19 protein-coding genes are annotated in these 21,101 nt (G+C 67.5%); 9 read left to right on the top strand and 10 right to left on the bottom strand.

The features are described 5' to 3' along the window. Positions 1–78: 78 nt before the first annotated feature. Entirely contained in the window at positions 79–558 is a 480-nt protein-coding gene (gene rplM, locus GGR47_RS03370; protein ID WP_017977937.1) for a 50S ribosomal protein L13, read from the top strand. Beyond that, positions 558–1,118 (top strand): 30S ribosomal protein S9, encoded by a 561-nt coding sequence (rpsI, locus tag GGR47_RS03365; protein ID WP_017977936.1) that lies wholly within the window; start codon positions 558–560, stop codon positions 1,116–1,118. The genes rplM and rpsI overlap by 1 nt, the downstream gene beginning before the upstream one ends. Positions 1,119–1,287: 169 nt before the next feature. On the opposite strand, the gene GGR47_RS03360 is transcribed toward rpsI, so the two are convergent. The 7 genes from GGR47_RS03360 to GGR47_RS03330 all read right to left on the bottom strand — a co-directional run bounded on the left by GGR47_RS03360 (position 1,288) and on the right by GGR47_RS03330 (position 11,281). Continuing rightward, positions 1,288–3,822, bottom strand: a complete 2,535-nt coding sequence (locus GGR47_RS03360) for a TonB-dependent receptor domain-containing protein (protein WP_244304936.1) — start codon at positions 3,820–3,822, stop codon at positions 1,288–1,290. A gap of 80 nt (positions 3,823–3,902) precedes the next feature. After that, a complete protein-coding gene (locus GGR47_RS03355; protein WP_147034938.1) occupies positions 3,903–4,505 on the bottom strand; it encodes an ATP-binding cassette domain-containing protein in 603 nt (200 codons plus the stop codon). Continuing rightward, positions 4,495–5,184 (bottom strand): molybdate ABC transporter permease subunit, encoded by a 690-nt coding sequence (gene modB / locus GGR47_RS03350; protein WP_063688041.1) that lies wholly within the window; start codon positions 5,182–5,184, stop codon positions 4,495–4,497. Before modB ends, GGR47_RS03355 begins: the two co-directional genes overlap by 11 nt. Continuing rightward, complete coding sequence (gene modA / locus GGR47_RS03345; RefSeq protein WP_147034939.1) at positions 5,184–5,936, bottom strand: molybdate ABC transporter substrate-binding protein; 753 nt, start codon at positions 5,934–5,936, stop codon at positions 5,184–5,186. The genes modB and modA overlap by 1 nt, the downstream gene beginning before the upstream one ends. A 95-nt stretch (positions 5,937–6,031) precedes the next feature. Next, positions 6,032–6,685, bottom strand: a complete 654-nt coding sequence (locus GGR47_RS03340; RefSeq protein ID WP_338112054.1) for a phosphoribosylanthranilate isomerase — start codon at positions 6,683–6,685, stop codon at positions 6,032–6,034. Between the two features lie 34 nt (positions 6,686–6,719). After that, positions 6,720–10,091 carry a glycosyltransferase gene (locus GGR47_RS03335; RefSeq protein WP_147034941.1) on the bottom strand — a complete coding sequence of 1,124 codons (3,372 nt, stop codon included), beginning with the start codon at positions 10,089–10,091 and terminating at the stop codon, positions 6,720–6,722. A gap of 212 nt (positions 10,092–10,303) precedes the next feature. After that, complete coding sequence (locus GGR47_RS03330) at positions 10,304–11,281, bottom strand: quinone oxidoreductase family protein (protein WP_147034942.1); 978 nt, start codon at positions 11,279–11,281, stop codon at positions 10,304–10,306. Between the two features lie 109 nt (positions 11,282–11,390). Here GGR47_RS03330 and GGR47_RS03325 point away from each other — a divergent pair, with 109 nt between their 5' ends. Further along, positions 11,391–12,815, top strand: a complete 1,425-nt coding sequence (locus GGR47_RS03325; RefSeq protein WP_147034943.1) for an aldehyde dehydrogenase family protein — start codon at positions 11,391–11,393, stop codon at positions 12,813–12,815. 138 nt (positions 12,816–12,953) lie between these two features. On the opposite strand, the gene GGR47_RS03320 is transcribed toward GGR47_RS03325, so the two are convergent. After that, on the bottom strand, positions 12,954–13,616 hold the full coding sequence (locus GGR47_RS03320; protein ID WP_147036421.1) for a polyamine aminopropyltransferase: 663 nt from the start codon (positions 13,614–13,616) through the stop codon (positions 12,954–12,956). Between the two features lie 172 nt (positions 13,617–13,788). On the opposite strand from GGR47_RS03320, the gene GGR47_RS03315 reads away from it, so the two are divergent. Both GGR47_RS03315 and GGR47_RS03310 read left to right on the top strand, forming a co-directional pair. Further along, entirely contained in the window at positions 13,789–14,139 is a 351-nt protein-coding gene (locus GGR47_RS03315) for a DUF6481 family protein (RefSeq protein ID WP_017977926.1), read from the top strand. A 213-nt stretch (positions 14,140–14,352) separates the two neighbouring features. Beyond that, positions 14,353–15,378 carry a hypothetical protein gene (locus tag GGR47_RS03310; protein ID WP_147036422.1) on the top strand — a complete coding sequence of 342 codons (1,026 nt, stop codon included), beginning with the start codon at positions 14,353–14,355 and terminating at the stop codon, positions 15,376–15,378. Positions 15,379–15,538: 160 nt separating this feature from the next. Here GGR47_RS03310 and GGR47_RS03305 read toward each other — a convergent pair whose 3' ends face one another. After that, positions 15,539–15,877 (bottom strand): DUF2794 domain-containing protein, encoded by a 339-nt coding sequence (locus GGR47_RS03305; protein ID WP_017977924.1) that lies wholly within the window; start codon positions 15,875–15,877, stop codon positions 15,539–15,541. A 13-nt stretch (positions 15,878–15,890) separates the two neighbouring features. Then, positions 15,891–16,595 carry a serine O-acetyltransferase EpsC gene (gene epsC, locus GGR47_RS03300; RefSeq protein ID WP_147036423.1) on the bottom strand — a complete coding sequence of 235 codons (705 nt, stop codon included), beginning with the start codon at positions 16,593–16,595 and terminating at the stop codon, positions 15,891–15,893. A 204-nt stretch (positions 16,596–16,799) separates the two neighbouring features. On the opposite strand from epsC, the gene GGR47_RS03295 reads away from it, so the two are divergent. From GGR47_RS03295 to GGR47_RS03280, 4 genes are all read left to right on the top strand, one after another. Beyond that, entirely contained in the window at positions 16,800–17,573 is a 774-nt protein-coding gene (locus GGR47_RS03295) for a sulfite exporter TauE/SafE family protein (protein WP_147036424.1), read from the top strand. A 138-nt stretch (positions 17,574–17,711) separates the two neighbouring features. Further along, a complete protein-coding gene (ahpC, locus tag GGR47_RS03290; protein ID WP_063688025.1) occupies positions 17,712–18,275 on the top strand; it encodes an alkyl hydroperoxide reductase subunit C in 564 nt (187 codons plus the stop codon). Positions 18,276–18,376: 101 nt separating this feature from the next. Further along, the gene (gene ahpF / locus GGR47_RS03285) at positions 18,377–19,963 is read left to right on the top strand and encodes an alkyl hydroperoxide reductase subunit F (protein ID WP_147036425.1); all 1,587 of its coding nucleotides are present in this window, start codon (positions 18,377–18,379) and stop codon (positions 19,961–19,963) included. Positions 19,964–20,186: 223 nt separating this feature from the next. Continuing rightward, positions 20,187–21,089, top strand: a complete 903-nt coding sequence (locus tag GGR47_RS03280) for a hydrogen peroxide-inducible genes activator (protein WP_147036426.1) — start codon at positions 20,187–20,189, stop codon at positions 21,087–21,089. Positions 21,090–21,101: the final 12 nt, after the last annotated feature.

Here is a 21,101-nt window from a genome sequence, read left to right as displayed (position 1 = left end):
CCCTCCCGCATTGGCACGCTCAACCACGCCGCTTGGAAACAGGCGGCGTGTCTCGTTTCAAACCGAAAGGTCTCGCCCATGAAGGCGCTCATGAAGACCACCAAGTCGGCCAAGCCGCATGAGGTGGAAAAGAAGTGGCACATCATCGACGCCACCGACCTCGTCGTCGGCCGCACCGCGTCGATCATCGCCAACATCCTGCGCGGCAAGCACAAGACGTCGTTCACCCCGCACGTCGACTGCGGTGACAATGTGATCGTCATCAACGCCGACAAGATCCGCTTCACGTCGAACAAGGCGGCGAAGAAGGTCTATTACAAGCACACCGGCTATGCCGGCGGCATCAAGGGCATCACCGCCGCCAAGGTCCTCGAAGGCCGCTTCCCGGAGCGCGTTCTCGAGAAGGCCGTCGAGCGCATGATCCCCCGTGGTCCGCTCGGCCGCGAGCAGATGCGCAACCTGCGCATCTTCAAGGGTTCGGAGCATCCGCACGAAGCCCAGAACCCTGAGGTTCTCGATATCGCGGGCATGAACCGCAAGAACAAGGTGGGCGCGTAATGACCGACAATCGCCAGTCCCTTTCCGACCTCGCCTCGCTGACCCAGCAGGCGGCCCAGGCTCCTGCCGCCGCTCCGGCGACCAACGGTGCCGCCAATGGTGCCGAGGGCGAAACCGCCGCGCCGGTGCAGACCCAGCCGACCACGCCGCTGCGTCAGCAGGAACTCGACAAGTTCGGCCGCGCCTATGCAACCGGCCGTCGTAAGGACGCCGTCGCACGCGTCTGGCTGAAGCCGGGTTCGGGCAAGATCACGATCAACGGTCGTGACCAGGAAGTGTATTTCGCGCGTCCGACGCTGCGCCTCGTCATCAACCAAGTGTTCGGCATCACCGAGCGCGAAGGTCAGTATGACGTCGTCTGCACCGTCAAGGGCGGTGGCCTCTCGGGTCAGGCCGGCGCGGTCAAGCACGGCATCAGCCAGGCGCTGACCAAGTACGAGCCGATCCTGCGCTCGCCGGTGAAGGCCGCTGGCTTCCTGACCCGCGACAGCCGTACGGTCGAGCGTAAGAAGTACGGCCGCGCCAAGGCCCGCCGCAGCTTCCAGTTCTCGAAGCGTTAATCCGCGGGCAGCTTTGGATTGTTTCGGCAATCCAAAGACTCGCCACGGCGGCCAGCGAAGGCGGCATCACCGCCTTCGTCTGACGTCACGGACTTGCTCCGTGACGGCGTGGCCCTCAGCTACAAAACGATCAAGGCGGCCCGGCAACGGACCGCCTTTTTCGTTGCCCTCAAAACAACTTACGCACCGACAGCTTCACGACCCGCCCATACCAGTCCAGAAACGACGGCTGGAAGGCATAGGGCGTCGCCCCGGTCCGGTCCCGAACCTGCACCCGGTTGTTGAACAGGTTCTGCACCGTGAATTGCAGCGTCATCCGCTTCGTCCAGTCGGCCTTCGGCGCCAGCTTGGCGGCATCGAACGTCGAATAGAGCGAAAAGAACATCCTCGGCGAAAAGCGCAGGTCGGCGCTCGGAATGTCGCTGCGGATCCGGGTCGGCGCTTTCCACAGGCCGAAGATGCCGCCCTGCACCGCCCCCACCGAACCGCCGATTGCCCCCTGTGCCTCGAACCGCGACCGCTCCTGCACGCTGCTCACCCCATCGCCGTCCAGCGCGTCGAACACCGGCTGCCCCGGCCGCAACCTCACCTGATCGTCCAGCCGCAGAGTCGCGGTAACGAAGCTGTACAGCGACGGCCGTTGCCGTTGCGGCGGCGGCGGGGCGGTGCTGCCGGCCGGCGCGGCAGGCGGCTTGGGCGCAGCGCCCAGCGGCGTCCACAGGTTGATCCGCCCCTCCAGCTTGCGCTCCCGTTCGAAGGCGACGTTGATCGGCCGCAGGTCCGCCGTCAGCAACTGGCCATCGGCATTGCGGCGAAACCGCTCCGGAAACGCCGCGAGCAGCGCGGGGCTTCCCCGGACGATGTTGACCGTCTGATCGTCGATCCGCGTCTCGATATAATTCAGCGCCAGCCGTAACTCGCGAGCCTTCATCGGCTTCCACGTTGCCCCCACTGTGCTGACGCGCCGCCGCTCCGGCGCCAGATCGGCATTGCCGCCACTCGTCAGGGTGACGAGCGCATTGGTGCCCGTCGCGAAGTCGAAGAAGGCGACGTTGGTGATCGTGACGACCGGCTGGGTCAATTGCCCAATGTCCGGCGCGTTCTGCGTCACGTTCAGCGACGCGGTGACCTGCACCGGCGAAACGGGGGTCCAGGTCAGCCCCAGATAGCGCGACAGCAGGCTCCCGTAATCCGACACCGACGATACGCCCAGCGTCGCATTGGCCGACAGCGTGCCGATCGCGCCCAGCACGCCCCGCTCCCGCGATGCGATCGGCAGATCGACGTTGGCGCTCGCGCTCCGCACCGACCGCGTCAGGCTCCGTGCGGTCCCGTCGCTCCCAGCCAGGGTGCCGTTGCTACCGGTGCGGGCATAGTCCGCGATCAGCGTCATCCGCGCCTCCCCCGCCGGCAGTCGCGCCACGGGTCCCGTCGCCGTCGCGTTGCTCGACAGCGTCTCCGCGACGGATCGGCTGCGGCTGGTCAACCGGGTCGCGACGTCCTGCACCGCAAAGCCGCGAAACGGATCGGCGCCGGCCGTGATCGCCGCCTGGACGCGAGTCAGATCCACGCCCTGGTCGAGCATGAAGCGGGTCAGCGCCCGGTCGTAATTGCCGGTGACGGTCCACAGCCAGCGCTTCACGCTCCCCTGCACCGTGCCGCCCGCATGCAATTGCAGGCCCCCGCCCGACTGGCGCAAGACGCCGGCCTCCGGCAGATTGCGGTACAGCAGAACGTCGGTGCCGAAGGGCGAATACGGGTTGCTCCCGGGGACGCGCAGCACCGCGGTGGCGAGGCCACCCGGTCGCGACCCGCCCTTGGCGTCCATCGACAGGTTGAGCGATGCCGTCACCGTCTTGCCGATCGGTACGGCCTGCGTCGCGTTGATCTTAACCTCGTCGTTCGATTGCAGCGCTCCATACGGCGCCATGTCGAACCGACGCGGCACGTTCGCCGCCGCGGCATAGGCCGACAACAGACCACGCCGCGCTGGATCGAGCGGCACGGGCGCTACCGTCACGCGTTGGCCGGCCAGCGCGTCGAGCGTCGGGGACAGGCTGGCCCCGCCGATCCCGGTGACGTTGCCGGTCGGATCGAACAGGCTGTCGGGATCGGCAAAGGTCGGCCGCCGCGCATAGGGCAACGCGTCCTGGTGGAGATATTCGATCGTCGCGACGAAGCGCCGGTCGCGATCGATCCGCGTCGGACTGAGCGACAGCGTCGCGGCGCTGCCGCCACCATCGGTCGTGGTCGACGCGCTCTGCTCCACGGCCAGCGCCCGGAAATGCGGCTTCGTGATAAAATTGACGAGTCTAACCGTCGGCGGAAAGCCGAAGCGCGACGCCTCCGTTTCGGGCAGTACCTCGGTCCGCTCGATCGTCTCGGGCGGCAGCGTCTGCACCTCCTGATAGCCGGAGATGCGGCGCCCGTTGAGCAGGAACACGGGATCCGCGCCGCTTGCCGAAGTGGTCAGCGGCTTCAATTGACGCAGGATATCGTCGATGTTGGTGCCGAGCGTCCGCAATTGCCCGGCGTCGAGCACCGCAACCGGCTCCACATCGCCGATCGCCGACCCACGCGGTCGCTTGCCGGTGATGACGATGTCGCCTGCCTTCCCCTCGTCCGCCTGCGCTGCGGCGACGCCCGGAACCAACATCGCAACGCCAGCGAGCACACGCAGACAGCCAAGACGCGAGTCGTGCATGACCGCTTCTCCCCCCAAAGCCCGGCCGCAATGCTCCCGACCGCCCCAATGTCTGGCAGGCAATTGCGGTGAAAGATTGGTCAGAAGCGGACGATACGTGTGCCCAGCCGCTCCGCTTCTTCAGGGTCGTGCGTCACCATCAGGATCGGCAGGCGAACCTCGTCGCGAACGCGCAGGATCGCGTCCATGATCTCGCCCCGCCGCGCCCGGTCGAGCGACGACAAGGGTTCGTCGAGCAGCAGGAAGGCGGGGTCGCTGAGCAGGGCCCGGCCGATCGCCACCCGCCGCGCCTCGCCGCCCGACAACGTGCCCGGCCAGCGCCCCAACAGATGGCCGATGCCCAGCATCGCGACGGTAGCATCGAGGGCGCTCTCGTCCTTCGCCCCGTACAGCAGGTTCGCGCGCACCCGGCGGTGCGGGAACAACCGCGGGTCCTGAAAGACATAGCCCGCCCGCCGCCGCTCGGGCGGCAGGTCGATGCCGGCCGCCGCGTCGAACACCACCGTGTCGCCGACCACGATCCGGCCTGCATCGGGGCGCAGCAGGCCGGCGACCATGTTGAGCACGCTGGTCTTGCCGATGCCGGACGGCCCGAACAGCACCGTCAGCCCTTCCCCCACCGCCAGATCGATCGCGACGCGCGTGTCGCCCAGCGTCTTGGTGACGCGCACTTCAAAGGACATGCAGCCCCCGTCGCACGCGCCGGGTGAGCAATTCGGACGCCAGCAGCGCGATCAGGCTCAGCGCCACCGCGATCCCCGACAGCCGCCACACGCTCGCCTCTGCCCCCGGTTGCTGAAGCGCCGAATAGATGGCGAGCGGCAGCGTCTGCGTCTGTCCCGGCACGTTGGAGACGAAGGTGATCGTCGCGCCGAACTCCCCGATCGAGCGCGCGAAACCCAGCACTGCGCCCGCCAGTACGCCCGGCAAGCTCAGCGGCAGCGTCAGCGTCCAGAACACGCGGGCAGGCCCCGCCCCCAGCGTGCGCGCCGCGCTTTCCAGCCGCGGGTCGACCGCCTCGATCGACAGCCGCATCGCGCGCACCATCAGCGGCATCGCCATTACGCCCGCCGCGATCGCCGCCCCGGTCCAGCGAAACAGCACGCTGACCCCAAACCAGCGTTCGAGCAGCGCGCCGGCGGGGCCGTTCGGGCCGAAGGCAATGAGCAGCAGCCACCCCGTCACCACCGGCGGCACCACCAGCGGCAGGTGGACGATCGCGTCGAGCAGCAATTTGCCCGGAAACCGCCCGCGCGCCAAAGCCCACGCCAGCGCGAAGGCGACCGGCAGCATCGCCGCCACCGCCACCCCGCCGACGCGCAGGCTCAGCCCGACGATCCCCCATTCCTCTGCCGAGAGCATCAGCGGGGCAGGAACCCGTAACGGCGGAAGATCGCTTTGCCCGGCGCACTGATCAGGAAGCGGCGGAACCGCTCGCCTTCCGGGTTCGTCGATCGGGCGAGGCGCGCGATCGGATAGGTGACGGGCGGATGGCTGCTCGCCGGAAACACGCCCGCGATCCGCACCTTGGCCGACGCCTTGGCATCGGTGGCATAAACGATCCCGAGCGGCGCTGCGCCGCGTTCGACCAATGTCAGTGCCGCGCGGACGCTGTCGCCGCGCACCACCTTGGGCGCGACCGCACCCCACACACCGAGCGATTTCAATGCCGCCTCGCCATATTGGCCCGCCGGGACCGGTGCATCCGCCATGGCGAGCGGCCCCGCGCCCAATACCCGCGCCAGCGCGGCGGGCGGACGTACCGGAATGCGCACCGGATTGTCCTTTGCGGCGATGACCACCAGCTGGTTGCCCAGGAAGGTGACGCGACTTGCCGGCACGATCAGTCGCTTCGCGGCGAGCGCGTCCATCCACTGTTGGTCTGCCGACACGAACAGATCGGCATCGCCCCCCGCCTCTACCTGCCGCGCCAGAGCGGACGAGGCGGCGAAGGAGATGACGGGCCGCGGATGGCCTCGCTTCGCCCAGGCGTCGGCCGCGGCGGTCATCGATTCCTGCAGACTGGCCGCCGCCAGCACCAGCGGCGGCTTGGCCTGCGCAATCGCCGGAGCGGCAGCGAACAGCGACGCCAGAAACAGCAACGGACGGATCATGCAGGCTCCCTAAACGCGTGCAACCGTTCGTAAACCTCGCGCGCCGGGAAGGCGATGCCATTCTGCCGACGTTTGCCGGCTCACGGCACGACAGTCTATCGAGACATCGCCATGTCGGCCGCGCGCACGGCATGCATGAATGCGTCGAGCTTGGCCGCGTCGAGATGACCGTCCGTCCGTACACCGGAGCACAGGTCGAGCCCATATGGCCTCACCTTGCGGATCGCCTCGCCCACGTTGCTCGCGGACAGGCCGCCGGCCAGAAAGACCGGACGCGTGCTGGCCCGGATGAAGTCGGCGCTGACCGCCCAGTCATGCGCCCTGCCCGTGCCGCCCAATTCCGCGATCGTCGCATTCGGCCGGCCGGAATCGAGAAGGAATGCGTGGACGTGCGGGGAATACAGGGAGATCATGTCGAGGGCTTCGCGCCCCTCGACGTGGATCACCTGTACCCGACGGACGTGGGGAAGCCGTTCCGCAAGCTCACGGGACTCCGCGACATCGATATGCGATACGATTTGCACCGTCGTCGGCTGCGTTCGTAACACATGCTCCGCGATCGCCTCCGCCGTGGTTTCCGACGTCAGCAGGAACGTGGCGACGGGCGGCGGGGCCGCCGCCGTGATGTCGGCGATCCGGTCATCGGGGATCGGCCCGGGGCCTGATGGCATCCGCGCCACCAAGCCCAATGCATCCGCCCCGGCGGCGGTCGCCATGTCCGCCTCGGCACGTGACGCGATGCAACACACCTTTACGCGTGTTCGGAACACGGCGCGCTGTCCCTCACCCCGCCTGCACGCGGCCGGTGCGCTGCAATTTGCCCCAGCCGACCATCGGTCCGCGCATCGCCTGCGTGATCGCCTTCAACACGACGTAATACATGATCTGGCGATAGCCGACGCGCTGCGGGATCAGCAGCCACAACAGGCTCCACTTCTCGCGCCGTTCCAATGCGAAGGCGACCGTTGCCGCCAGGAGGTCGATCGTCGTGAACACCGCCCAGAAGGTCAGCATCGTGTAGACGTCATGGCTCGTCTGCGCCCAACCATGCGCCTGCACGTCGAGATAGGTGACGACGAAGCTGACGAGCAACGCCAAGTCGATGATCGGGCTGATCGCGGCAAGCAGGATCTGGAACACGATCGCCTGCGGCAGGCCGATCCAGCCCAGCCCCCGCGGATGGCTGCTGCCGATCGCCGAGCGATGCTTCCACAGGCATTGCAGCGTCCCGAATGCCCAGCGGAAGCGCTGTTTGGCGAGCGCGCGGAACGTCTCGGGCGCCTCGGTCCACGCCACCGCATATTGATCGTAGCGGACGGCCCAGCCCGCGCGCTGGATCGCGATGGTAAGGTCCTGGTCCTCGGCCAGCGTATCGTGCGGATAGCCACCGACCTGCTGGATCGCCGCCAGCCGCCACGCGCCGACCGCGCCCGGCACCACGGTGATCGCATTGAGGCGCGCGAACGCCCGCCGCTCCAGGTTCTGCGCGGTGATATACTCCAGCGCCTGCCACTTGGTGACGAGGTTCACGCGGTTGCCCACCTTGGCATTGCCCGCGACCGCGCCCAGCTTCGGATCGTCGAACCAACGGGCGAGGCGTGCGATCGTCGTCGGTTCGAACTGCGTATCGGCGTCGAGCGCGATGACGATCTCGCCCTTCGCCTGCGCCAGTGCGGTGTTGAGCGCACGCGCCTTGCCGCCATTCTCCAGCGTCAGCAGGCGGACGCGCGGATCGTCGCCGAACGCCTCCGCCACGACGGCGGAGGTGCGATCCTTCGACCCGTCGTCGATCACGATCACCTCGATCGCGACATCGGTGGAGGCGAGCACGCCGCGGACCGCGCGTTCGATCACGCGTTCTTCGTTGTACGCAGGGATCATCACCGTCACGAAGCGCGTCGGGTCGATCGCGGGGAACACCTCGCGTCCCTCGCGCCGCGCCTGGATCAGCGCCAGGGCCGACAGCGCGAGCGCGCGCAGGATGCCGACGGTGATCGCGATCGCGAACATCCAGTGCAGCGCGACGACGATGAAGCCCAATACGCTGAACAGCCCGAGGTCGACACGCGCGGCGAGCTGATCGCTGGCGCTGATCGGCGGCATCGACGCGTAGCGCGACAGGCCGGCGAGCGTCGAGACGGGCACGAAGTGATAGCCCATCGCCCGCAGCCGATCGATGATCACCGGCAGCGCCGCGACCGTCTCGGCACGATTGCCGCCGGCATCGTGCAGCAGGATCACATTGCGGCTGCAATCGACGGGCGAATCGTTGGTGCAGTTGGCGGGACCATCCGTGACCCGCGCGATCGTCCGGTCGATGATCGCCTGCACGCCCGGCCGCTTCCAGTCGTCCGGATCAACGTGCAGACCCACCGAGACATAACCGCGGTTCTGCGCCTGGAGCACCGGCCCCAGTTCGTCCGCGGTGCTCGGCTCGGCATCACCGAAATAGGGCGCGCGGAACAGGCGCAGCGATCGGCCGGTGAAGGCCTGGAACAGGCGCTGGTTGGCATTCAACTCGAACAGCACCTGCCCCGGCGACGAGGTCGCGAGATTGGGGTGAGTATAGGTGTGGCTGCCGATCTCATGGCCTTCCATGATCATCCGCTGCAACAGCGGCCGCTGCGTCAGCGCATTCTCCCCGACGATGAAGAAGGTGCCTGGGGCATGTTCGCGCTTCAGCACGTCGAGGATCTGGGGCGTCCACTTGGGGTCCGGTCCATCGTCGAAGGTCAGCGCGAGCAGCTTCTTGCGATAGCCGGTACGGTCCACTTCCAGCGGTGCCGGCAGGCGATCGAAGCGCACGTCGGTGATCGCGCCATTGGGGCCGGTGACCACGGACCGCTGGCCGGTGACGGGCGTGCCGGCCACCTTCAGGATTTCGCCCGGTCCTTCGATGTCGACGTCGGTGCCCGCGGGGATCGTATCGATGACGCTGGCCGGCGGCAGCGTGCGGTGATCGCGGCCGAACAGCTTCCACACGCTGGGGTCTTCGGCACCCAGGCGCCACAGCGCAATGCTGCCGATGCCCGCGCGCTGCAGGAAAGTCATCTCGTTATAGGCGGACGCCGCATCGAGCAGCCAGACGACATGGCTCTCGTCGCCTTCCTTATAGGCGAAGCTGCTGTTGCCGCTGACCGGGTCGAAGGTCGGGACCGTGCCCGAATCGCGTGCGGCCTGCCACGCTTCCTCGACGCTCATCGCGTCGTTGCCGGCCGGCGACCAATTGTAGGCGTAGGAGCCGATCGCCACGACCAGCTTCTGCGGCGGGATCCCGCGCGAGGCATTGGCGACCTGTTCGACGAACCAATGCTGCGACGCGATCGGCCCAGGCTCGCCCGAGGTTTCATGCTCGTCATACGCCATCAGGAAGATCTTGTCGGTGACCTTGGCGTAGGCGGGCAGGTTCCATTCCGGATTGCCGACCGGCGCCGCGATCGCGACCACCCAGCCGCGCGGCGCGAAGCGGCGCTGCGCATCGGCCAGGAAGGCGCGGTAGTTGGCCTGCGCACTGGCGGGCAGATTCTCGAAGTCGAAGAAGGCGCCGCCCGCGCGATTGGTGGCGAGCCAGGGCACGAGCTTGTCGAGGAAGGCCGCGCGCGCCTTCGGATCAGCCATCAGCGCGGCGGTGCCCTTGCCGTCCCAATTGCCGTTCAGCGCATTCTGGATCATCGGCAACACCACCGGACGGTGGATCGCCTTGTTCAGGATGGTGCGGCCGGCGGTGTCGCGGAACACGGTGATCTGGTGGTTGGGGCCCGTTACCGAGACCCAGCCCGGGATCACCCAGTCGAGCTGTTCGACATGACGGCGAAGGCTCGCGGCGCTCGACGGGTCCCAGGGCGTGTGAAAGGCGATGGCGAGCGTCGGATTGCCCGATGCCGCCGGCTTGCGCGCCGCGGTGCCGAACAGCTTGTTCTCATAATAAGCGATGCTGCGCCGCGCGCGTCGCAACACGCCATGCGGCGCCGCCAGCCGCTGGAGCGGCGGCCGCTCGACCTCCACGGGCAGCAGCGGCGCGACCGGGACCGCGCCGATCGACACCGCGAACATCGCGACCGACAGCACGAGCAACAGCACGAACGCGACGACCGCCAGCGTAAACCGCCGTTTACGCCGACCGCTGGCATCGTAGAAAACCGAATTCTGGGACATTGGCGACACTCCGGCGCCCGCCATGCCCGACGATCGATGGCACGATCAAGACGTCAGAATGACAAACCGTTCATGCAGCCGGCGCCTATTGCTTCGTCTATCCGATTGCGTGCGACCATTACCCGGCTTTTACAGCACGATGCCCTCGAACGACTTGCGCCACCCCGACAGGGTGACTGCCCCTTTTCTCTTCACGCCCGCGACCCAAGGCCTCAGACGGTCAGGATCGTGCTCCCCCGCGTCTCGCCCGCTTCCAGCGCCCGATGCGCGTCCGCCGCGTCCTCCAGCGCGAAGGTCTGACCGATCTCGGGCCGGATCGCGCCCGATCGCAGCATCGTATAGAGCCGCTCGATCCCCGCCTGCCGTTCGTCGGGCGTGACGTAATAATCGAACAGCGTCGGCCTGGTCACGAACAGCGACCCCTTGGCCGCCAGCACGCCCAAATTGACGCCCGTCACCGCGCCGCCGGCATTGCCGTAACTGACGATTAGGCCGCGCCGCGCGGTCACGGCCAGCGTCCGCTCCCAGCTCGCCATACCAACGCCATCGAACACCACTGCGACGCCCGCGCCATCGGTCATGTCCTTGACGCGCGCCACGACATCCTCGTCGCGGTGGAGCAGCACGTGATCCGCGCCCGCTGCCCGCGCATGCTCCGCCTTCGCCTGCGTGCCGGCCGTACCGATCACCGTCGCGCCTATTGCCTTCAGCCAGCCGGTCATCAGCTGCCCGACACCGCCCGCCGCCGCCCACACCAGCACCGTCTGCCCCGGCTGCACGCGCGCGCAGCGGTCGACCAGCGCTTCGACCGTACACCCCTTCAGCAGCATTGCGGCGGCGGTGCGATCGTCGACATCGTCGGGCAACCGGAAAAGCTGTTTCGCGGCGACGTTGCGTGCCGTGGCATAGGCGCCGCGCGACGGCCCGAACGTGCCGACCCGATCGCCCACCGACAGGCCATCTACGCCCTCACCCACCGCCTCGACCACACCCGCCGCCTCGCTGCCCAGCCCCGCCGGCAGGTCGACCGGATAGACGCCGCTGCGATGATAGGTGTCGATATAGTTCAGGCCGACCGCATGGTGGCGCATCCGCACCTCGCCCGGCCGGGGCGGCGGCAGGTCGACGTCGACCCATTCGATCACCTCCGGCCCGCCGGTGCGGGTGATGCGTGCGACGCGTTCGCTCATATGCCGTCCGTCCTTCTCGTGCCCCGCCCCAACCCGCGATACGCGTTTCGGGTTGCAACCGATCCCGGCGCATCGCACTATCGATGGAAATCCGTTGGAGAGCGATGCGATGACTGATCCCCTCACCTTCTACATCGACGGCGCCTGGGTGGCGAGCGAGGGTGGCCGCCCCTATGACGTCATCGATCCGTCGACCGAACAGGCAGTGACGACGATCACGCTCGGCACGCAGGCCGATGTCGACAAGGCGGTTGCCGCCGCGACCCGCGCGTTCGAGACGTTCTCGCAGACCACGCCGGAGGAGCGCGCCGACCTGCTCGACCGCGTGATCGAGGTGTACAAGAGCCGCATCCCCGATCTCGCCAAAGCGGTCAGCCAGGAAATGGGTGCGCCAGTCGGCTTCGCGCAGGCGGCACAGGCGCCCGCGGGCCTCGGTTACCTGATGGGCACGGTGAAGGCGTTGCGCGAATTCACCTTCTCCGAACAGGTCGGCAAGGCGCGCGTCGTCCACGAACCGATCGGCGTCGTCGCGATGATCACGCCGTGGAACTGGCCGCTCAACCAGATTTGCGCCAAGGTCGCGCCCGCGCTTGCTGCCGGCAATACGATGATTCTCAAGCCGTCCGAGGAAGCGCCAAGCTGCGCGATGATCCTCGCCGAAATCCTGCACGAAGCGGGCGTACCCGCGGGTGTCTTCAACCTCATCAACGGCGACGGCCCCACGGTCGGCGCGGCGCTGTCGGCCCACCCCGGCGTCGATATGGTGAGCTTCACCGGATCGACGCGCGCCGGCATCGCGGTGGCACAGGCTGCGGCGGCGACCGTCAAGCGCGTGCATCAGGAATTGGGCGGCAAGGCCCCCAATCTGGTGCTGGAGGGCGCGGACCTCGCCAGCGTATTGCCGCCGACGCTACAGGGCGTGCTCGCCAATTCGGGGCAAAGCTGCATCGCGCCCACCCGCCTGCTCGTCCATGACAGCCAGGCGGAGGAAGCGGCGCAGGTCGCCAAGGCGATCTTCGAATCCGTGCCCGTCGGCGACCCCGCCGAGATGGGCGCCCACATCGGCCCAGTCGTCAACAAGGCGCAGTTCGACAAGATCCAGGCGCTGATCCAGTCGGCGATCGACGAGGGCGCGACACTCGTCACCGGCGGCCCCGGTCGTCCCGATGGTCGCAACGCCGGCTATTATGTCCGCCCGACCGTCTTCGCCGATGTAACGCCCGACATGCGCATCGCGCGCGAAGAGACATTCGGCCCGGTCGCGACGATCACCCGCTACACGGACCGCGACGAGGCCGTGCGCCTGGCCAATGCCACCGAATATGGCCTGTCGGCGGCGATCTCCGGCGATCCGGCGGAAGCGGCCAAGGTGGCGCCGCGGCTGCGCGCCGGCCTCGTCACGATCAACGGCTGGAGCGGCCCGGTCGGCACGCCGTTCGGCGGCTTCAAGCAATCGGGCAACGGTCGCGAGGGCGGCAAATACGGCATCGCCGACTTCATGGAGCTGAAGACGATCGTCGGCGAGCCGGCGTAGGAGACGCACGAACGCGTCATCGTTCCCGAGGTCGCGACCCTCACCCTTCCGGCGCTTCGCGCCTCCCTCCCTCTCCCATTGGGAGAGGGAAGGGGCCCGCCCGGCGCAGCCGGGTGGGAAGGGTGAGGGCGCCGCGCCCTACCGCTTCCGCGCGAACCAGATCGTGTGCATCGCGCCCTTGCCGTTGCTGCGTGCGCGGACGCTCACTTCGTCCACCTCGAACCCGGCGTCGCGCAGCCGTTTGGTGAACGCCGCGTCCTTCCCCGCAGACCACACCGCCAATATGCCCTCCGGTGCCAGCGCCACCCGCGCCGCCGCCAGCCCGCGATTCGAATAGAGCCGGTTGTTCTCGGCGCGCACCAGCCCGTCAGGCCCGTTGTCCACGTCGAGCAGGATCGCATCATACGTCCCCGCCCCGATCGCGTCCGCGACATCGCCCATCCGCACCGTCACGCGGGGATCGTCCAATCCGCCCGCGGTCAGGTCCACCATCGGCCCACGCGCCCAGGCGATAATCTCCGGCACCAGCTCGGCCACGGTCACACGCGCATCCCGCCCCAATGCCGTCAAGGCCGCGCGCAGCGTAAATCCCATGCCGTATCCGCCGATCAGCAGATGCGGGGTGCGAGACGCCAGCCGCTCGATCGTCATGACGGCGAGCGCCTCTTCCGACCCGCTCATCCGGCTGTTCATCAGCTCGTTGCGTTCCAGCACGATCATGAAATCGCCACCGCGGCGGAACAGGCGCAGCGGCTCGCCGCCCGGCACCTCGGCGGTTCCCAATAGCTCGCGCGGGGTCATCGATCGCGTCCTTCGTTGCGGCGAAAGGCGCCGCCCTACACGCTCGCCCGCCGCACCGCGAGCCGGTTCCACACGCAGCGTTTTGGAGAATGCGACGTTTTGCTGTAACGGCACGCCGCCGAGGTCGCATCGTCGACCCGTCAGCCCGACAATAAGGAATACCGTTCACCACATGGCCGCCTACAAACCCCAGACGTTCCAGGAGCGCGCCGCGCTGTCCGCCAAGGCCAAGGAGGCCGCACTCGAAAAGCTGCGCAACCGTCCGCAGGTCGACGAAGCGGTGCTCGCCGAGCGTATCGCCGCCGCCGAAGCCAAGGAAGCTGCGCGCGCCAAGGCGAGCGCCGAAAAGAAGGCCGCACGCGAACAGGCGATCGCCGAGAAGAAAGCCGCGGCCGAAGCCGCGCGCATCGCTGCCGAAGAAGCTGCTGCCAAGGCCAAGCCCCGCATCCCGACCGAGGCGGAGATGAAGGCCGCGCGCGACGCCCGCTACGCCGCCCGCAAGGCCCGCGTCGGCAAGCGCTGACCCTGCGTGGGTGACGGCGCGGCACATCACCGCTCAGGCGAGTCGCCCGTCACACCCACCGGAACCCCATCGTCATTGCGTCCCGTAGGTCGCAGTGACGGAGCTAGGGGCCCCTCGTCCGCTAAGCGCCCAAACACCCAAGATATTAGTGTGTTGAACAAATAACACACTACTGATAGCTTCCCCCGATCGGCAACTTGGGGAAGGATCGCCATGTATAGCGAAAGCGACATCGATGGCGCGGTGGCGGCGGGGGCGATCTCCGCCGACGCCGCGGCGGCGCTGCGCGCGCACATCGCCGCGGCGCACGCAGCACCGGCGGTGGACGAAGAGCATTTCCGTCTGCTCACCGGCTTCAACGACATCTTCGTCTCGATCGCGATCGTGCTGCTGCTCGTCGCGGTGGGGCAGATCGGCACCGCGTTTGCCCGTCCCCTCGGTGGCGCGTTCGTCGCGGGCACGGCATGGGTGCTCGCGGAATATTTCACCGCCAAACGCCGAATGGCGCTGCCCAGCATCCTGCTGTTGATCGCCTTCGTCGGCGGTGTCGCTGGCGGGCTGTTCGAGGGCGTGCAGGCCATCGCGCCGAACCTTGGTGATCGCGCGGGAGCGCTGGCGATCGCGGGCATCGGCCTGGCCACCGCCGGCGCAGCGTGGCTGCACTGGCGCCGCTTCATGGTGCCGATCACCGTCGCCGCCGGGGCGGCCGCATTGGTCGCCACTGCGATCGGCCTGATCCTCGCCGCCATCCCCGACGTGAAGGATGCGGTCTGGCCACTGCTGCTGGTCGGCGGGCTTGGCGTCTTCGCCGCGGCGATGCGTTGGGACATGAGCGATACCGAACGCAAGACCCGCCGGTCCGATGTCGCCTTCTGGCTTCACCTCGCCGCTGCGCCGATGATCGCGCATTCGATCTTCCAGATGCTGGGCGTGTTCCGCGGCGACATCGGCGCAGGCATGGCCGTGGTGGTGCTGGCGCTCTACGTCTGCTTCGCCGCCATCGCGCTGGCGGTCGACCGTCGCGCGCTCCTGGTATCGGGCCTCGCCTATGTGCTGGCCGCGCTCTACGCGCTGTTCCGCAGCGCCGGTGCCATCGAACTGGGCGCGGCGCTCACCGCCTTCGTGATCGGATCGGCGCTGCTATGCCTGTCGGCCTTCTGGCAGCCGATGCGCCGCGCCGTGGTGACCGCCCTGTCGCAATCGCTCCGCCGCCGACTGCCACCGGTGCAATACGCTTGAGGGAACCGGGGGAGGCGCCGCCTTCCCCGTCATCCTCTGATCCGACGCGCCATCACCCCTGCGGGGGCCGAGGTGTCTCGCGGCGACGGCTCCTCGCTACACCGAGGATATCTCAGCCTTCTCTCGGATGACGGCTAATGGGCGAGCCCTCGCCCCCCGGTCAGTCGACCAGCTTCATCAACCGCCGCTCGATCGGCGCCAATACCGGGCCGAGCTCCTGACCGCGCTTCAGGACCATACCCTGCTCGCCGATCAGCGCCCACATGCCCTGCCGCGCACGCAGCGCGGGGCGTTTCTCGATACGGAATTCGGGACGCTCGGCGGTCCGGCGAAAGGCGGCGAAGACCGCGGCATCCTTGCCCAGCTCCATCGCATAGTCTTTCCAATGCCCGGCCGCGACCATGCGGCCGTACAGGTCGAGAATGCGGTTCAGCTCCACGCGTTCGAACCCGACCTGCCCCGGCTCGCGTCCCAGCGGAAACGGCGTGACGATCCCCATCAGGCCCCGCCCATCACGCTCTGTCACGCTCCGCCTGCGGCGCGGCGTCGTCCGCCCGTTCGGCGAGCAGCGCGTCCAGCCGCTTGCGCATCGATTCCAGCTCGCAGCGCATCATCTCGATCTTCTGCGTCGCCGGATCGAACATCTCGCTGCACGGCGTGCCATAGGGCACGAAGCGCGACGGCGCTTCGGCCGCGCCGCCCTCCACCATCGTCGGCCGCGCCGGGATGCCCACCATCACCGCACCGGCCGGCACGTCGCGCGTCACCACCGCATTGGCACCGACGCGCGCGCAAGGCCCCACCAGGATCGGTCCCAGCACCTGCGCGCCCGATCCGATGATCACGCCATCGGCGAGCGTCGGGTGGCGCTTGCCTGCGACGCCATTGTCGGGGCTGGTCCCGCCCAGCGTCACGCACTGATAGATGGTGACGTCGTCGCCGATTTCCGCCGTCTCGCCGATCACGACGAAACCATGGTCGATGAAGAAATTGCGACCGATCGTCGCGCCCGGATGGATATCGATCGCGGTCCATGCCCGCGCGAAATGATTGACCGCCCGCGCCAGGAAGAACAACCGCCGCCCGTACAAAGCGTGCGCGACGCGGTGCAGGCCCAGCGCCCAGACGCCCGGATACAGCAGGATCTCGGCGCGCGAATGCGGGGCCGGATCACGCGCCCGGATCGAATCGAGATAGGCGGCAAGCCGTCCGAACATCCTTTACTTCCCCTTGCCCTTCCGGCTCGTCATCCGCTGCATGTAACGCTTCGGCGGCGTAATTTCCATGGTTCCACCGCAGAGCCGTCGGCAGAGGCCCCGCGGCTTGGGGGCGGCAAAGCCCAGCTTTGTTGTGGGAATTGGCCACAGCGGGCACGATGCGGCCAATGCGTCTTTGCCGGGCGCCGGGAGTTACCGCCTGCGATGCCTGATTTTCTGACTGCGATCGACTGGTCCCAGGTGCTGCCGTTCATCGCGATCGGCTTTGCGGCGCAGGTCATCGACGGCGCGCTCGGCATGGCGTTCGGCGTCATCAACTCGACTTTGCTGGTGACGGTGATGGGTGTGCCGCCCGCGGTCGCCTCCGCCAGCGTCCATGCGGTCGAAACGTTCACCACCGCCGCGTCGGGCGTCAGCCACGTCGTACACCGCAATGTCGACTGGAAGCTGTTCCGCCGGCTCGTCATCCCCGGCATGATCGGCGCGGTGGCCGGCGCGACGTTGCTCAGCACGATCGACGCCTCGGCCGCCAAGCCGTTCGTCATGGCCTATCTCGCGTGCATCGGCCTGTACCTGCTGTTCCGCGCGGTCGGTGGCGAGATCAAGCCGCGCAAACCTCGCGTCGTCGCGCCGCTCGGCTTGGTCGGCGGTTTCCTCGATGCCGCGGGCGGTGGCGGCTGGGGTCCGGTCGTCACCTCCAACCTGCTGATTCAGGGCGCGACGCCGCGCCACACGATCGGCACGGTCAACACGGCGGAATTTTTCCTCACCGCCACCGCCTCGGTCACCTTTTTCTCCGTGCTCGGCTGGTCCGCCTTCACATTGCACACGCTCGGCCTCCTCATCGGCGGCCTCGTCGCGGCGCCGTTCGGCGGCATTCTCGCCAAGCGTGTCCCCACCCGCCACCTGATGGCGCTGGTCGGCGTGTTGCTGACCCTCACCAGCGCCTGGTCGATTTATTCTGCACTTGCAAAGTGATACGCTCGGGCTTGCGGTAGAAAGATGCCAGCGCCCTCGTATTAATCGATCACATCGATCATGCGGCGCAAACAGATCAATTTTGCATTGCAGCATGATCGCCTATATCGGCTCCACACCATTCAACGGAGACGACCCATGGCCCTCATCGGCAGCAAGCTGAAGCCCTTCACCACGCAAGCCTACAAGGAAGGCAAGTTCGTGTCGGTCAGCGACACCGACGTGCTCGGCAAGTGGGCGGTGTTCTTCTTCTATCCGGCCGACTTCACGTTCGTCTGCCCGACCGAACTGGAAGACCTCGCCGACGTATATCCCACGCTCCAGAAGATGGGCGTCGAGGTGTACAGCGTGTCGACCGACACCCACTTCAGCCACAAGGCGTGGCACGACAGCTCGCCCGCAATCGGCAAGATCAACTATTATATGCTGGGCGACCAGAATCACGCGATCAGCAACAACTTCGAGATTCTGCGCGAAGGCCAGGGCCTGGCCGATCGCGGCACGTTCGTGATCGATCCCGACGGCGTGATCCAGCTGATCGAAGTGACGTCGGAAGGCGTCGGCCGCAACGCCGCCGAACTGCTGCGCAAGATCAAGGCCGCGCAGTATATCGCCGCGCATCCGGGCGAAGTCTGCCCGGCGAAGTGGGAAGAGGGCGAAGAAACGCTCGCCCCCAGCCTGGACCTCGTCGGTAAGATCTAAGCCGGCTGCCCCCCGGGGCCACGGCACGCGCGGCCCGGGGCGGACCATCCGCCTCGGGCCGTTCGCTTTTTACGTAGAGTCATTCCTTTCGGGAGCCTCCCATGCTCGACGCCAATCTGACGCAGCAGCTCAAAGCCTATCTGGTTCACGTCCGCTTCCCTGTGGAGCTGGTCGCGAGCCTGGGGCAGGACGCCAAGTCGCAGCAGATGCGCGAGCTGCTCGACGAGATCGCCGCGCTGTCGGACAAGGTCAGCGTCACCACCGGCGATGACGACCGCACCCCCAGCTTCCTGATCCGACGCGCCGGCACGGACATCGGCGTCCGCTTCGCCGGCCTGCCGATGGGCCACGAATTCACCTCGCTGGTGCTCGCGCTGCTCCAGGTCGGCGGCCACCCGTCGAAGGCGGCGCAGGACCTGATCGAGCAGGTCGTGGCGCTCGACGGCGACTATCATTTCGAAACCTATTTCTCGCTGTCCTGCGCCAATTGCCCCGACGTCGTGCAGGCGCTGAACCTGATGGCGGTCCTCAACCCGCGCGTGACGCACACCGCGATCGATGGCGCGCTGTTTCAGGATGAGGTCGCCAGCCGCAAGGTGATGGCGGTGCCCACCGTATTCCTGAACGGCGAACCCTTCGGCCAGGGCCGGATGGAGCTGGAACAGATCGTCGCCAAGCTCGACACCGGCGCCTCCGCACGCGCGGCCGAAAAGATCGGGGCGAAGGACCCGTTCGACGTCCTCGTCGTCGGTGGCGGCCCCGCTGGTGCCGCCGCGGCGATCTACACCGCGCGCAAGGGCATCCGCACCGGCATCGCCGCGGAACGCTTCGGCGGGCAGGTGCTCGATACGATGGGGATCGAGAATTTCATCTCGGTGCCGCACACCGAAGGCCCGAAGCTCGCCTCCGAGCTCGAACGCCACGTGCGCGACTATGACGTCGACATCATGAACCTGCAGCGCGCGGAAAAGCTGGTGCCGGCGGGCGCCGATGGCCTGCACGAAGTCGTGCTGGAAAACGGCGCGTCGCTGAAGGCGCGCACCGTCATCCTGTCGACCGGCGCGCGCTGGCGCACGATGAACGTGCCGGGCGAGGCGGAATACCGCAACAAGGGCGTCGCTTATTGCCCGCATTGCGACGGTCCGCTCTTCAAGGGCAAGCGCGTGGCGGTGATCGGCGGCGGCAATTCGGGCGTCGAAGCGGCGATCGACCTTGCCGGCATCGTCGCGCACGTCACGCTGATCGAATATGACAGCGAATTGCGCGCCGACGCCGTGCTCCAGCGCAAGCTGCGCAGCCTCGCCAACGTCACCGTCCTTACCTCTGCGCTGACGACGGAAGTCCATGGCGATGGCGACAAGGTCGTCGCTCTCTCCTACCGCGACCGGAATAGCGAAGCGGTACATCGGGTCGATCTTGCCGGTATCTTCGTGCAGATCGGCCTCGTCCCCAACACCGAATGGCTGGCGGGAACCGTGGCGCTGTCGCCGCGCGGCGAAATCGAAATCGACCACCGCGGCCACACTTCGCAGCCCGGCATCTTCGCGGCCGGCGACGTGACGACCGTGCCGTACAAGCAGATCGTGATCGCCATGGGCGAAGGGTCGAAGGCGGCGCTGTCGGCCTTCGATCACCTGATCCGCATGCCGGTGGAAGAGACGCGCGACTGGGAAGAAGCGGCGGAGTAATCCCCGGGCGAAACGATCGTCCGGCAAAACCCGTCACCCCGGACTCGTTCCGGGGTCCACGGAGCCGCGGGGGGAGGGCTGGAGCCTCTTGCCATCCCCTTGCCGCCCGGTGGACCCCGGAACGAGTCCGGGGTGACGGTTGGTATTGGGCCGCCGCCACGCCAGCCAACCCGCCAGACTTAGGACTGGCATCCCCCTCCCCCACCCCCTATCTCGCCGGGCCATGGCGGCGACCTACCTCCCCACGCTCAAACAGCTGCAATATCTCGTCGCGCTGAAGGACCATGGCCATTTCGGCCGCGCGGCCGAGGCGTGCTTCGTCACTCAGTCGACACTGTCGGCGGGCCTGCGTGAGCTCGAAACGCTGATCGGCGTCACCCTCGTCGAACGCACCCGCCGTGTCGTCCGCTTCACACCGCTGGGCGACCGGATCGCCGACAAGGCGCGCCGCGTGCTGCGCGAAGCGGAGGAATTGGGGGATATCGCGCGCGCCGCTGGCCGCCCGCTGTCGGGCGAGATGCGGATGAGCGTGATCCCGACGATCGCGCCGTTCATGCTGCCCCACATCCTGCCCCGCCTGCGTCGCGACTATCCTGACCTCAAGCTATTCCTGCGCGAAGAGCCCTCAGGTGCCGCATGCGAGGGCTTGCACAATGGTCGCACCGATTGCGTGCTGCTCGCTTTGCCCTTCGCGTGCGGCGACGTCGCCAGCCAGCCCCTGTTCGACGACCGGTTGTTCGTTGCCTATCAGCCGCAGGACATGCCGTCGGACCCGCCCGCCGTGCCCGCCGCGCTGATCGACGAGACCCGCCTGCTGCTGCTCGAAGACGGCCATTGCCTGAAGGACCATGCCCTCTCGGCATGCAACCGCCCGGAATTGCGCGCGGAAGCGACGATGCTCGGCACCTCGCTGCACACGATCGTCCAGATGGTCGACAACGGTCTGGGCATGACGATGCTGCCCGAAATGGCGCTGAAGGCGGGCATCCTCGATCACACCAATATCGTCGCCAAACCGCTGGACGCCGACAATGCGGTGCGGCGTATCGCATTGGTCTGGCGCCGCGCGTCCCCGCGCGAAAAGGATTTCCAGCTGCTTGCCGAGGCACTGGCCAAAGCCCGGTAAGGGCCGAGAATT

It is taken from the genome of Sphingomonas aquatilis, from assembly GCF_014196115.1.
GTDB lineage: Bacteria > Pseudomonadota > Alphaproteobacteria > Sphingomonadales > Sphingomonadaceae > Sphingomonas > Sphingomonas aquatilis.
Note: the sequence above shows the minus strand (reverse complement) of the source record. Positions and strands in the feature narration are given on the sequence as shown.

What these genes read in the sequence shown, in the direction of transcription:
- rplM (WP_017977937.1), top strand. Translation starts at nt 79, where the DNA reads ATGAAGGCGCTCATGAAGACCACCAAGTCGGCCAAGCCGCATGAGGTG.
- rpsI (WP_017977936.1), top strand. Translation starts at nt 558, where the DNA reads ATGACCGACAATCGCCAGTCCCTTTCCGACCTCGCCTCGCTGACCCAG.
- GGR47_RS03360 (WP_244304936.1), bottom strand. Translation starts at nt 3,822, where the DNA reads ATGCACGACTCGCGTCTTGGCTGTCTGCGTGTGCTCGCTGGCGTTGCG.
- GGR47_RS03355 (WP_147034938.1), bottom strand. Translation starts at nt 4,505, where the DNA reads ATGTCCTTTGAAGTGCGCGTCACCAAGACGCTGGGCGACACGCGCGTC.
- modB (WP_063688041.1), bottom strand. Translation starts at nt 5,184, where the DNA reads ATGCTCTCGGCAGAGGAATGGGGGATCGTCGGGCTGAGCCTGCGCGTC.
- modA (WP_147034939.1), bottom strand. Translation starts at nt 5,936, where the DNA reads ATGATCCGTCCGTTGCTGTTTCTGGCGTCGCTGTTCGCTGCCGCTCCG.
- GGR47_RS03335 (WP_147034941.1), bottom strand. Translation starts at nt 10,091, where the DNA reads ATGTCCCAGAATTCGGTTTTCTACGATGCCAGCGGTCGGCGTAAACGG.
- GGR47_RS03330 (WP_147034942.1), bottom strand. Translation starts at nt 11,281, where the DNA reads ATGAGCGAACGCGTCGCACGCATCACCCGCACCGGCGGGCCGGAGGTG.
- GGR47_RS03325 (WP_147034943.1), top strand. Translation starts at nt 11,391, where the DNA reads ATGACTGATCCCCTCACCTTCTACATCGACGGCGCCTGGGTGGCGAGC.
- GGR47_RS03320 (WP_147036421.1), bottom strand. Translation starts at nt 13,616, where the DNA reads ATGACCCCGCGCGAGCTATTGGGAACCGCCGAGGTGCCGGGCGGCGAG.
- GGR47_RS03315 (WP_017977926.1), top strand. Translation starts at nt 13,789, where the DNA reads ATGGCCGCCTACAAACCCCAGACGTTCCAGGAGCGCGCCGCGCTGTCC.
- GGR47_RS03310 (WP_147036422.1), top strand. Translation starts at nt 14,353, where the DNA reads ATGTATAGCGAAAGCGACATCGATGGCGCGGTGGCGGCGGGGGCGATC.
- GGR47_RS03305 (WP_017977924.1), bottom strand. Translation starts at nt 15,877, where the DNA reads ATGGGGATCGTCACGCCGTTTCCGCTGGGACGCGAGCCGGGGCAGGTC.
- epsC (WP_147036423.1), bottom strand. Translation starts at nt 16,595, where the DNA reads ATGTTCGGACGGCTTGCCGCCTATCTCGATTCGATCCGGGCGCGTGAT.
- GGR47_RS03295 (WP_147036424.1), top strand. Translation starts at nt 16,800, where the DNA reads ATGCCTGATTTTCTGACTGCGATCGACTGGTCCCAGGTGCTGCCGTTC.
- ahpC (WP_063688025.1), top strand. Translation starts at nt 17,712, where the DNA reads ATGGCCCTCATCGGCAGCAAGCTGAAGCCCTTCACCACGCAAGCCTAC.
- ahpF (WP_147036425.1), top strand. Translation starts at nt 18,377, where the DNA reads ATGCTCGACGCCAATCTGACGCAGCAGCTCAAAGCCTATCTGGTTCAC.
- GGR47_RS03280 (WP_147036426.1), top strand. Translation starts at nt 20,187, where the DNA reads ATGGCGGCGACCTACCTCCCCACGCTCAAACAGCTGCAATATCTCGTC.